Genomic DNA, 12,137 nt, shown 5'->3' on the forward strand with positions numbered 1-12,137 from the left:
ATTACCAGTCAATTGTTTCTGGATAATTCTCTTTATAGCGCAGTTCGGAAACGTGCACTTGCAGGCCTTCCGCCAAATCGATGAAATCGGAGCGGAAATCATAATAGAGTGAATCGAGTTCGCAAATGCGTTTTGCCATGATGCTGATGTTTTCTGGACGCCTTTCAGGTGGCAGCCGAAGGAAATGGATATTCAAGCGATCAATGTACTGAATTAAATAATTCTGGTATTTCGTTTTTGCGAACAATCCATGGGGGTCGATGTACTTCCGGAGCTGGCGGTAACGGTTAGGGCTCAGTGTTTCCTCCAAGCAGCTGGCGACGGCGCTTTGGAATTTGCGGACAGCCGCTGCCCATGGATCCCAGCTGTGGACTCTTGCACCGTCCATATAATGGAAGATGAAATCGTTGAGGGCAAATGATGCGAAAAGAACCTCTGGCCATAGCGCTTCAAATTTCAAATACACGTTATTGTCTGTGTGTTCCACCGGTAGCCAAAGATCGTTCCGCGCGCTAAAGCCGTTCGGTACAGCCTCGAAGCCACGGTTGCCGAGCTGTGCTTGCCGCAGCTCATTGAACAGCCCTAGAATCCGGCGGCGCGGCTGTCCGTAGCCATCGTCTTCCTCATGACTTCGTGTAATACGGTGCACTGCCTCATACAGCTCATCAAAATCGGAATAGTCGCCAGAAATATGGACACCGGCATAATTTGGCGTGTGCCGGATTCGGATCATCGGTAACCACCCTTTCCAGTTTTAATTGAAAAATAATGAATTCTCTTTGCTATAAGGATAATACAGATGGGTAATTAAGGGTATAGAATATAAGTTATTTGACTTGTCAGAATTTTTTATAGACAATAAGTCTAATAACGAGCATACTATTTTCACGCCGCTTATCTACTAAGCGTTAAAAGAAGGTCCAAAAGCATAGAATCTGAAGTTGAATTGAAGGGAGTTGGCCAGTGGGAATGAAACCGTTTCTAGTATTTGTATGGGCTGCGGTAATCATTGTCGCAACCTGCAATAATGACGCACACGCTTTTCTATTTGATCGGATTGTCGGTTTCAGTTTTAACACGTCCCCGAATCTGGCCGATCTCCTGATCATCAACGACATAGATTTCTCAGACAGCTTCTACACGATCCAAAAAACAGGTCATTTCCTGTCTTTTGCGTTATTGTATGTGCTGCTGTTCAGCTGGCTGAAAAAGCATCTGCCAGCAGTGGTTATCGCTGTGGGATTCGCGGTATTAACGGAAATCCTGCAATTGTATTTTGAGCGGGACGGACGGCTTTTCGATGCCTTTATCGACACATTGGGCATTTTTCTGGCATTCGTCCTCATTAATATCGTGATAAGTTTCAAACGTGATGCTGCAGAAGACACATCTTATTAAGCAATTTGATAGAATGGAGTATAAGGCATAAAGGTTTCTGTTCACTTGGATTAAAGTAAATAAGATTTATCGAGTGCATACCCTTTACTAGCGAAGGTGTGCCCATGGGCTAGGCGTCCTTTGCCTGGCTTATTGCGCCATACGGGCAAAAAGCGTCTGTATTGATGAATAGCCAGCAACCCTATTAGTAAAACCAATAGCAAATTCCATACCATTAGAGGAGGTTCCGAAGTGAAAAAGAAAGTGACGAAAGCGATTATTCCCGCAGCGGGACTGGGTACACGATTTCTGCCTGCCACGAAAGCGATGCCGAAAGAAATGCTGCCGATATTGAATAAGCCGACCATCCAATATATTGTCGAGGAAGCGATCGAATCGGGGATCGAAGACATCATTATTGTTACAGGCAAAGGGAAAAGAGCGATTGAAGACCATTTCGACAATAACTTCGAACTTGAGGACAATTTGCTGAAACGCGAAAAATACGAGCTATTGGAACAAGTTCGCGATTCCTCAAAAGTGGAAATCCATTATATCCGCCAAAAAGAACCGAAAGGCTTGGGCCATGCAATTTGGTGTGCGCGCAAGTTTATCGGCAATGAGCCTTTCGGCGTTCTGCTGGGGGATGACATCATCCAATCTGAAACACCTGCTCTTCAGCAGTTAATGGCTCAGTACGAAACCAATCAATCTTCAGTAATCGGCGTCCAGCAAGTCGGGATGTCTGAAACCCACCGTTACGGCATTATCGATCCTGGTGAAGCGGATGGCCGCCTTTTTAAAGTCGAAAACTTTGTGGAAAAACCGATGCCCGGAACGGCTCCTTCTGATTTAGCGATTTTAGGGCGCTATGTCCTGACACCGGAAATCTTTCAGTTTCTGGGCCAGCATAAAATTGGGGCGGGCGGAGAAATCCAGTTGACAGACGCCATTCAGCTTTTGAACCAGCATCAAAAGGTGTTTGCCTATAATTTCGAAGGAAAGCGCTATGATGTCGGTGAGATGGTCGGTTTTATCCGGACCACGATGGAGTTCGCCTTGAAAAATGATGAATACGGCGAGGAAGTCGCTGGCATCATGGCAGCTTTGCTGGCTGAACGCAAACGGGCAATCGAGTTGAAATTTTAAAATAAGTGCCGGCCGATTCGTTATTCGAATCAGTCGGCGCTTTTTTGTCTATCTGAAGAAATAGAGAGAGAAAGTTATTGGAAATATTAAAAATTCAGATAATTATTTGACTTGTTTAAATTGGACTGCTATCTTAGTTATAAATACCCTGTGTTTTATTGTGCGGAAAGTAATGTGAGATTTTGAGTTCTAGGCAATCAGTCTGACTTATGGGGTCAGGTGATGGCTCTATAGGAAAGGTGGGATTCGATTTGGTTGATGGCAAAAAGAAGATTCTGATCCTCGGTGGAACGCGCCATATGATTGATGTTGTTAAAACGGCTAAAGCGATGGGGTTCTATACGATTGTCGCAGACAATGTTGCGGGATCTCCGGCTAAGGACCATGCGGCTAAGTTTTTTGATGAAAGCACAGCTGACATTCAAAAGATGGCGGAAATCGTGCGTGCAGAAAAGGTAGACGGAATTTTTACGGCTTTTGAGGATATCAATACGTGGAATGCGGAAAAATTGGCGCGTGAGACAGGATTACCATTTTACGCTACCGAGGAACAATTGGAAGTCTCTTCAAATAAAAATAAATTCAAGGAATTCTGCCGGCGCTATGATGTTCCGGTCATTCCGGAATATACTGCAGGTAAAACACTCGATGATGAAGTGATCCAGAACATGAAGTTTCCTGTCATCGTGAAACCCGTGGACAGCTATGCCAGCAAAGGCATTACCGTTTGCCACAATTCAACAGAAGTGAAGGACGGTTTTGAGAAGGCGCTCGGCTTTTCAAAATCTGGCAAGGCCATTGTGGAGCCGTTCATCGATAATGCTTATGGCGTCCAGATGTTCTACGCCGTCCGCAACGGCGAAATCGTATTGAATGGCACGACTGACCGCTATGTCCATAAGCAATCGAAAGAGCATCCGCCGCTGCCGATAGCGATGACATTCCCCTCAAAACACCAGCAAGATTATATCGACAATGTGGATCCGAATGTCCGAAACCTGATCAGCGGAATGGGAATTGAAAATGGCTTGGTGTTCATCCAGTCGCTATACGAAGACGGTTCATTCTACATTTACGAAATGGGCTTCCGGTTCAGCGGTGAACAGCATTATAAAATCATCGAGAAGCAGACAGGCATCAATTTGCTGGAAATGATGCTCGAGTTCGCAGTGGGGGAAGATATCGGGAAATACGATTTTGGGGCATTCGACTATGGATATATGCCAAAACCTTCGTGCAACCTGCCGATTCTCCTCGACAATGGGACCATTGCGAAAATCAGCGGGATGGATGAGATCAATCTCATGGAAGAAGTCGTTTCCTATTGCCTCAACCACGAAGTAGGAGATGTGATTGCGGCGAACGGTTCGTATGCGCAGATGTTCGGCAGGTTCAACCTGGTCGCAGCTTCAGAAGAGGCATTACACAAAGCGGTTGAAAAACTATATAAGCTGCTGAAAATCGAGTCCCGCGAAGGGGCGGATATGGTGCTGGCGAAACATGAACCAGCTAAAGCAAAGGTCCAATAAATAAATCCGTGAATTTCAAAAGGCAGAAGCGATAATTTCGCTTCTGCCTTTTTCGTTTCCGAATTATCCCCGATAAAGCGGGAAATGTTCCGGATTCTCAATTATTCCTCTGCTTAAATTATAATCCACCAGAAGGTTGTAAATTGTTTCGTTGCGGACTTTTTTGCCTGTCAGGATGTCGAGCGGCTCGGTTTTCGTGAACCCGCGCTTGAAGCGGTAAAGCACATCGCTTGTTGCTCCGCCGAGGTGCAATTGTTTTTTGCCGTTCTCGACGCCCCATCGGCAGCCTTCGTTCAGTACGAGGCTGTTGCCGGCGACGTTGAAGAATTCAGGGTCATTCGCAGACAGATGGTAATGGAGGAAATCGCCATGGTGTAAATACATCGCCGCTGAAATGTATTGGCCCTCGTATTTCGCGTAGATGATAAATTGTTTGCCTTCCAGCAACGAAAAAGATTCCGCCAATAGCTCTTTTGAGAACCGGTAATGATTCGGGATGTTATTCCTTTTCGCCATGATTTCATAGAGTCGATGGAACTCATCAATCGTCGCACCCGTATAATCATACTCGATTTCGACATTGTTTTTTAATGCCCGGCGGACTTGTTGGCGGGTGCTGGATTTGAATTCTTCCAGAAAATAATCCCCTACGCTCAAGTCGATATACATCGTTATTCCCCGGTTGTCGATGCTGTAGATTTCCTTGAAATCTTCGGCATTCTTCACCCAGGAATTGAACCGGACATATTCCGAAACAATATTATTGGCGATGCAGTATTTTTGGAATTCTGCATCAAATGCCGCTGCCAGTTCTTTTCTTCTGCCTGCCGCGCAACTGATGATCACCGGGCCGCTTTGGCCAAAAGGTGTGATTGTGTCGTAGTAATTCACGTCGCCTAAAGCGATCGGAATCGGCCGAACGACAAACTGGTAATAGATATGTCCATAGCCGGTCGCGAATTCGAACACTTTGCTCTCCCCAAGGTCCTGTGTTGCATAGGCTTTGCCCCATTCTGGCAAGAAAAAAATATCAGACAATAATGTTGTCAGCATAACCGCCATTTCGTGCTTCCTCCTTTAGGTAATTGCAAATGAAATTCGGGGTGTTTTATTTAAATCTAAACTAATGATAATAATGCTTGGTTAAAACTAGGTTAAATGAATCAGGGTTATTAAATAGGAAGAATAACACATGATGGGAATGGAAGCTGAAAGAAGTTCTTTGAAAAAGAGTTGATATACCTAACGAAGAAGGTAATTTCATCAGGTATTTAAAAATTCAGAATAGTCCATTGACAATGTGTGAATGAACTGATAACTTGGTAGTTAATAGGTAAATGGTTTCTAGAACATCCAGTTTTTAGTTGGTTCATAGCAGGTATTTGCTCTTTATGTCCGACAATGGTTGAAAATCGGTAAACACACGCACGGTGCAACAGGGGTGATTAGCGATTGCTGCTCATTTACAAAACATGCTGGGAGATGTTATGGATGAAAACGGCTAAACAGAGAAAAGTGCTAATACTTGGCGGCATTACTCATATGATCGATGTTGTGAAAACCGCTAAGAAAATGGGGATGTATGCTATTGTAACGGATAATAATGTCGGATCTCCCGCTAAGAAATTTGCGGATAAAGCTTATGACATCAGTACATCGGATGCCGCAAAGCTGGCGAAAATCGCGAACGATGAAGAAATTGACGGGGTTTTTACCGCGTTTGATGACATCAATACGTGGAACGCCCTGAAATTATGCAAAAAACTGAATTTGCCGTTTTATGCGTCCAATGAGCAATTGGCGATTACATCGAACAAAGACAAATTCAAAGAATTCTGCCGCACCTTCAACGTGCCGGTCATTGAAGAATACAGCAGCGAAGAAAATATTTGGAAAAACATCGAATTTCCCGTCATCGTCAAACCGGTGGACAGCTATGCAAGCCAGGGAATCTCGGTATGCTACGACCAGCATGAACTCGAAGACGCGTATTTGAAAGCTGAGCACCGTTCAAAAAGCGGCAAGGTCATAGTCGAGCGCTTTATCGATAGTACCCATGGCGTCGAAATGTATTACACCGTCCAGGAGGGTCACGTCATATTGACCGCGGTAACCGATCGCTACGTTTATAAAGCGACAAAGGAACATCCGCCGCTGCCGATTGCGACGCTGTTTCCATCCAAGCACATGGAGCGCTACATTGAAACAGTGGACCAGCGAATCCGCAAGATGATCGAAGGGCTGAAAATCGATAACGGGTTGGTGTTTATCCAATCGCTTTACGACGATGGCGATTTTTATATTTATGAGATGGGTTTCCGGCTGAGTGGCGAACAGCATTATCAGGTCATCGAAAAACAGACGGGTGTCAGTTTGTTGGAAATGATGCTCGATTTGTCGGTGGGCAAAGAAACGGCCAACTACAGCCTGAAGGAATACGATGGCGGTTTCATGCCTTTTCCATCCTGCAACTTGTCGATTTTGCTCGGAGCGGGGACGATTGCTGAAATCCGGGGCGTTGATGAGATCCTGGAACTTCCGGAAGTCATCTCTTTTGTGTCTTCGCGGCATGTTGGAGACGACATCGAAATGACCGGTTCTTATGCACAAATGTTCGGGCGCTTCAATATCGTTGCCCAAACCACAGAAGACCTTGATCGAGTTATCAATAAAATCAATAAAACGCTTCAAGTGATATCGAGCGATAACCGCGAAATGATCCTTGCCCGATATGAACCGTATATAGCAGAAATGGGGACAGCGTGATGATGGATATTTTTTTCGAACCGGATTATGGAAGATTATACGAGGAAATCGAGGGTGGGGTTTGCGAAGCTTATCAGTTTTCGCATCCGCTCGGCTCGGTCACGCACCTTTTTATAAAGCGGCAAACCCCGATTCTTGTGGAAGGGAAAAAATACTACGACATCGTCACTCCTTACGGTTATGGCGGCCCGCTGATCACATGCAGCGCAGATGGCGATAAAGCCGAATTGGTCTGCGCATTCAAAGACGCGTTCCAGCAATACTGCGATGCTAACCAGATCGTGGGCGAATTCGTCCGTTTCCATCCGGTCCTCGGCAATGCTGAAGACTTCAAAGAATGCTACGATGTTGAGTTTATGCGGAAAACAGTCGGTACCAATTTAAAGGATTTCGACGATCCGGTCCAGGAAGAATTCTCGAAATCGACGCGCAAGGCCATCCGCCATGCGCTGCGCTTAGGAATCGAGACCCGCATTACCGTCAATCCGGAAAATCTCGATAAATTTGCCGAACTTTATCATATCAATATGGAACGTGTGCACGCCGACATGTTCTATTATTTCGACAAGGCTTATTTCGACCGCATCTTGCAGTATTTTGGCAAACATGTCGTACTGGTGGAGGCACTGTTTGAAGGCGAAGTCATTGGGGCGGAAATGCATTTCATCTATAATAATCTAATCCATACGCATTTGTCCGGCACATTGGAAGGCTACCACCATTTATCGCCCGTCTACGTGATGACGTATGCGATCGCCTTATGGGGCAAGGAGAATGGCATGGAGCTGATCCATGCGGGCGGCGGTTTCACCAACGAACCGGACGATAGTTTGCTGCTCTTTAAAAAGAAATTCGGCAAGAACACGGAATTCGATTTTCATGTCGGCCGCAAGGTATGGAATGAGGGGGTCTATGCGGAGTTGTGCGCAGCATCCGGTGCCGCGAAAGAAGAACAATTCTTTCCAGCATACCGTGCGAAAGGCACCTGGAACGTCAGCCGGGTATAAATCAGCTGAATTGATAGAGGCTGCCTTTTTTGTGGTAACAAAATTGTTGTTTATTCTAGTAGATAAAATGCGAGGATGCTATATTGTGTTATATTATCGTTGAAGATTGTCTTTGATTTATTTAGATACAAAGTACAAAGGATTCCATGCCTTTCGTGCCTCGTGGTGTATAGGCTACCTATATCTTCATGGTACTGGTTGCGCTTGAATTGCTGGCCTATTCGCTGAAAGATAAAGAGGCTGCATTGCTGAAAGTGACGAAACCCCTTATGGTCGTGGCTCTTTCAGCTGTTTTAATTTATATCTATATCTTCGGTATGAATTGCGCTGCTAGCTGTGATAGGCTCAAACAGTTGGAACAAGATGTAAATGCAGGCGCACAAGTGATTGAGATGAAAGAATTGTCATTTTCTCAATTCCATTGGATGTTTTCACCAAAACCGGGAACATAGTAAAACATTTAAAATGTTTTACTATGTTCCCGAGGATATAGAACTGAAAATAGTACCTTACTGCGAATAAATGAAATGAATGATAAATGGAGGGTTTTATGAAAAAGCTATCGGTGATTATCCCTTGCTATAATGAAAGTGATCCTTTGTTCGATACCCATAGGGAAGTGAAAACCGTACTCGAAAATTACGAGCTGCGGAAAATATACGATTACGAAATGATTTTTGTCGACGATGGCAGTTCAGATGATACATTACAAATCATCAAGGAACTGGCATCCCTGGATAGCCATGTGAAGTATATATCATTCACTCGCAATTTCGGGAAAGAGGCAGGAATGCTCGCTGGGTTGTCCCATGCGCAAGGCGGCGTAGTCATCATCATCGACGCCGATCTCCAGCATCCGCCGCATCTGATTCTGGAAATGGTTCGTTATTATGAAGAAGAGGGATATGACCAGGTCATTGCCAGACGTTCCCGGAAAGGGGAGAGGTTTGTACGCAAGTTGGCCACCAAATTTTATTACGGTATCATCAATAAAGTGATGGAAGTGGAGCTTGGCGACGGCATTGGCGACTTTCGCCTCTTAAGCCGAAGAGCTGTCGATGCGCTGTTGTCGATGCCTGAATACAACCGTTTTTCAAAAGGCTTGTTTTCATGGATCGGCTTCGAGAAGAAAATCATTGAATACGAAAACCAGGAACGGACTGCAGGAGAAAGCAAATGGGGGTTTTTCAGCCTGCTGAACTATGCCATTGACGGGCTGATTTCGTTTAACAGCAAGCCGCTTCGCTTTTTCATCTACCTGGGTATGGCCATAACATTTTTGAACTTTTTCTACATCGGCTTTTCGTTCGTCAACATCCTGATGTTCGGCATTGAAATGCCAGGGTATTTTACATTAATCTCTGCAATCCTGCTATTGAGCGGTATCCAGTTGATCTCCATCGGTGTGGTCGGAGAGTACGTAGGACGGATTTTCTATGAAGTCAAACGGCGCCCGAATTTCATCATCGATAAATCAAATATCGAGTCAGGAGAAAGACATGAATAATAACGAATCGTTAAATCAAGATAAAGGTGAAGCCGGCGGGCTTATGGCTCTTATCAAAAAACACCAGTCGTTTTTAAGGTTTGTAATTGTGGGCTTTATCAACACAGCTAATTATTACATCCTTTATCTATTGTTGTTGGCGACAGGCTTGCCTTATATCATAAGCCATTCCCTCGCATTCGGCATAAGCATGATCGGCTCGTTTTACCTGAATTGCTATTTCACTTATACAACTAAGCCGACTTTGAAAAAGTTCCTGCAGTTCCCGATGACCTATATCGTCAACTACAGCGTCACAACAGTATCACTGTTCGTGCTTGTCGACTTGCTGGACATGAACCTTTTTGTCGCACCAATTATCGCGGCAATTTTGCCAATCCCATTCACCTATCTCGTTTCGAAATGGATTCTTGATAAATAGTTCTTGAGGTTATGAGTGAGGTTGGTTCCGATATTCCGCAAAATAGCCTCTCTTACCGTGCGAAAGGCACCTGAAAAGTCAGTTAACTATAAAATCGGGTTAGTATTAGTGATCGAGGCAGCTGGGCAACCGGCTGTCTTTTTTATGGGGAGAAAATGAATTTTAACTGAAAATATTAGTTCATAAAAAATTATGATAAATGGAGTAATCCAACTTGAAACTCTTTAGCTTCGAGTTGCGTCATTAAGTAGGTATTCATTCTTCAGGAAGTTTTATCTCTGATTTTAAAACAACAAAACTCTTTTAGCATTAGCATTTCTGTTTTTAAAAACTGTTTAAATTCCATCTAATAATTATAAGGTAGAGCAAAATATGGTAAAATGGTATGTAATGCACAGCAAGCAATTTGCAAGTAACCAATTAAAGATTATCTTCGATATTTTAATAGATAATAATTCGTTTTAATAAGAAAAACTTTCTAAAAAAATGTGAATGAGGGATGACTGTGGCAATTTTAGTAACTGGTGGGGCAGGCTTCATCGGCAGCCATGCGGCCGTTGAATTATTGAAAAACGGATACGATATTGTAGTAGTGGATAATTTGTCTAATAGCCAAATGGAATCGATTGAACGGGTTAAGGAATTGACTGGAAAAGATTTTCCGTTTTATAAAACTGATTTATTGGAACTCGAGGAGCTGGAAGGGATTTTCAGCCGCCACCAAATTCAATCGGTTATGCATTTCGCCGGATTGAAAGCAGTGGGGGAATCTGTAGCAATGCCGCTTGCGTATTACCATAACAACATTACGGGGACATTGAATCTGTGTGCAGCCATGAATAAATACGGTGTCAAAAACTTAGTTTTCAGTTCGTCTGCAACAGTATACGGAAATCCAGTTCGTGTGCCGATTGACGAATCTTTCCCATTGTCAGCGACCAATCCCTATGGCAGAACAAAATTGATGATAGAAGAAATCTTGATGGATCTTCATGTTTCAGATCCATCATGGAGAATTGCGATTCTCCGCTATTTCAATCCGATTGGCGCGCATGAAAGCGGCCGGATCGGTGAAAATCCACAAGGCATTCCAAATAACCTGATGCCATATATCACGCAAGTAGCTGTTGGCAAACGTGAGCAGCTCCAAGTATTCGGAAACGACTACGAAACTCATGATGGCACAGGGGTCCGTGACTATATCCATGTTGTCGATTTGGTAAAAGGACATTTAAAAGCCCTCGAGTATTTGGAAAAGCACGAAGGTGTGGAAATGTTCAACCTCGGTACAGGCACAGGCTATAGCGTACTGGATTTGGTCAATAGTTTCAGCGACGCTACTTCAAAAGAAATTCCTTACAAAGTTATCGACCGCCGTCCTGGAGATATCGGGGTGTGCTATGCCAATCCTGAAAAAGCAAAAACGGTTCTTGGATGGAAAGCAGAAAAGAATCTAAAAGAAATGTGCGAAGACTCGTGGAAATGGCAATCTGAAAACCCAAATGGCTTTCAATGAGATAGTTGCTTTCCGGCTTGGTTCAAAGGAGAACGCTTATGTTTGATATATATAAAGAAATGTGGAATCGGCGAGATATGATCCACTCTCTTTCCTTGCAAGAAATAAAAAGAGAATATGCAGGTACACTTTTTGGATTTGCATGGGGACTAGTCAATCCGCTTATGCGGATTGCTGTTTTTTGGTTCGTATTCAGCATCGGTGCACGAGCAGGCGGTCCGGTCGACGGAGCGCCCTATTTTGCTTGGCTTGCGATCGGAATGATCGCGTGGTTTCTATTGAACGATGGTTTCCGGCTGACTCAAAAATCATTCCGCAGTAAAAGGTCGATCATAAAGAATACGCCTTTTCCCATTGCGATTTTGCCTGCGGTTCAAGTTCTTTACTCGTATTACATTCATCTGATATTGCTCGCCGTTATGTATGTCGGGATGGCAATAGCGCTGAAGGAAGTATCAATATTCAACTTGCAGATACTTTATTACGATTTTGCCGCACTTATGCTGCTGCTGGGGATTGGCTCAATTACCGCTCCGCTTGTAGCAGTCAGCAAGGATTTCGGGCGTTTTCTGGACACGATTCTTGTTTTCTTGTTTTGGATGACGCCAATATTCTGGTCGGCTGATAATTTAGGGGATATAGGAATCCTGGAAAATGTCATCAAACTAAATCCATTCCATTACATTGTCCAAGGCTATAGAGACTCATTTTTCTATGAAGTCGGATTCTGGGAACAACCGATTTATACATTGTATTTCTGGTTATTGGTATTGGTATTCTTCTTGCTGGGCAATTACCTGCATAAACGATTGAAACCAGTATTCCTTGATACGCTATAAAACATCATTCGAGAAAGGAGGATAAA

12 protein-coding genes are annotated in these 12,137 nt (G+C 43.9%); 10 read left to right on the forward strand and 2 right to left on the reverse strand.

From position 1 onward, the window contains the following. Position 1: 1 nt before the first annotated feature. A complete protein-coding gene (locus QMA09_RS07965; RefSeq protein WP_290212710.1) occupies positions 2-733 on the reverse strand; it encodes a DUF6904 family protein in 732 nt (243 codons plus the stop codon). 236 nt (positions 734-969) lie between these two features. Between QMA09_RS07965 and QMA09_RS07970 the strand changes: the two genes are divergently transcribed. The 3 genes from QMA09_RS07970 (at position 970) to QMA09_RS07980 (ending at position 4,055) form a co-directional block, all read left to right on the forward strand. After that, the gene (locus QMA09_RS07970; RefSeq protein ID WP_241666193.1) at positions 970-1,398 is read left to right on the forward strand and encodes a VanZ family protein; all 429 of its coding nucleotides are present in this window, start codon (positions 970-972) and stop codon (positions 1,396-1,398) included. Between the two features lie 231 nt (positions 1,399-1,629). Then, positions 1,630-2,526: a UTP--glucose-1-phosphate uridylyltransferase GalU gene (gene galU, locus QMA09_RS07975; protein WP_290212711.1), complete on the forward strand. Its 897-nt coding sequence runs from the start codon at positions 1,630-1,632 to the stop codon at positions 2,524-2,526. A gap of 251 nt (positions 2,527-2,777) precedes the next feature. After that, positions 2,778-4,055, forward strand: coding sequence for an ATP-binding protein (locus QMA09_RS07980; protein WP_290212712.1), 1,278 nt, complete (start codon positions 2,778-2,780; stop codon positions 4,053-4,055). A 63-nt stretch (positions 4,056-4,118) separates the two neighbouring features. On the opposite strand, the gene QMA09_RS07985 is transcribed toward QMA09_RS07980, so the two are convergent. Beyond that, positions 4,119-5,117, reverse strand: coding sequence for a GNAT family N-acetyltransferase (locus tag QMA09_RS07985; RefSeq protein ID WP_290212713.1), 999 nt, complete (start codon positions 5,115-5,117; stop codon positions 4,119-4,121). A gap of 429 nt (positions 5,118-5,546) precedes the next feature. Between QMA09_RS07985 and QMA09_RS07990 the strand changes: the two genes are divergently transcribed. The 7 genes from QMA09_RS07990 to QMA09_RS08020 all read left to right on the forward strand — a co-directional run bounded on the left by QMA09_RS07990 (position 5,547) and on the right by QMA09_RS08020 (position 12,111). Continuing rightward, positions 5,547-6,821, forward strand: coding sequence for an ATP-binding protein (locus tag QMA09_RS07990; protein WP_290212714.1), 1,275 nt, complete (start codon positions 5,547-5,549; stop codon positions 6,819-6,821). After that, positions 6,821-7,828 (forward strand): GNAT family N-acetyltransferase, encoded by a 1,008-nt coding sequence (locus QMA09_RS07995; protein ID WP_290212715.1) that lies wholly within the window; start codon positions 6,821-6,823, stop codon positions 7,826-7,828. The genes QMA09_RS07990 and QMA09_RS07995 overlap by 1 nt, the downstream gene beginning before the upstream one ends. Positions 7,829-8,016: 188 nt before the next feature. After that, positions 8,017-8,280 (forward strand): hypothetical protein, encoded by a 264-nt coding sequence (locus tag QMA09_RS08000; RefSeq protein WP_290212716.1) that lies wholly within the window; start codon positions 8,017-8,019, stop codon positions 8,278-8,280. A 98-nt stretch (positions 8,281-8,378) separates the two neighbouring features. After that, positions 8,379-9,335 carry a glycosyltransferase family 2 protein gene (locus tag QMA09_RS08005; protein ID WP_290212717.1) on the forward strand — a complete coding sequence of 319 codons (957 nt, stop codon included), beginning with the start codon at positions 8,379-8,381 and terminating at the stop codon, positions 9,333-9,335. Further along, on the forward strand, positions 9,328-9,756 hold the full coding sequence (locus QMA09_RS08010) for a GtrA family protein (protein WP_290212718.1): 429 nt from the start codon (positions 9,328-9,330) through the stop codon (positions 9,754-9,756). The genes QMA09_RS08005 and QMA09_RS08010 overlap by 8 nt, the downstream gene beginning before the upstream one ends. 505 nt (positions 9,757-10,261) lie before the next feature. After that, positions 10,262-11,272, forward strand: coding sequence for a UDP-glucose 4-epimerase GalE (gene galE, locus QMA09_RS08015; RefSeq protein WP_290212719.1), 1,011 nt, complete (start codon positions 10,262-10,264; stop codon positions 11,270-11,272). A 38-nt stretch (positions 11,273-11,310) separates the two neighbouring features. After that, a complete protein-coding gene (locus tag QMA09_RS08020; protein WP_290212720.1) occupies positions 11,311-12,111 on the forward strand; it encodes an ABC transporter permease in 801 nt (266 codons plus the stop codon). Positions 12,112-12,137 lie beyond the last annotated feature (26 nt).

Source organism: Planococcus sp. APC 3906 (genome assembly GCF_030407685.1).
GTDB lineage: Bacteria > Bacillota > Bacilli > Bacillales_A > Planococcaceae > Planococcus > Planococcus koreensis.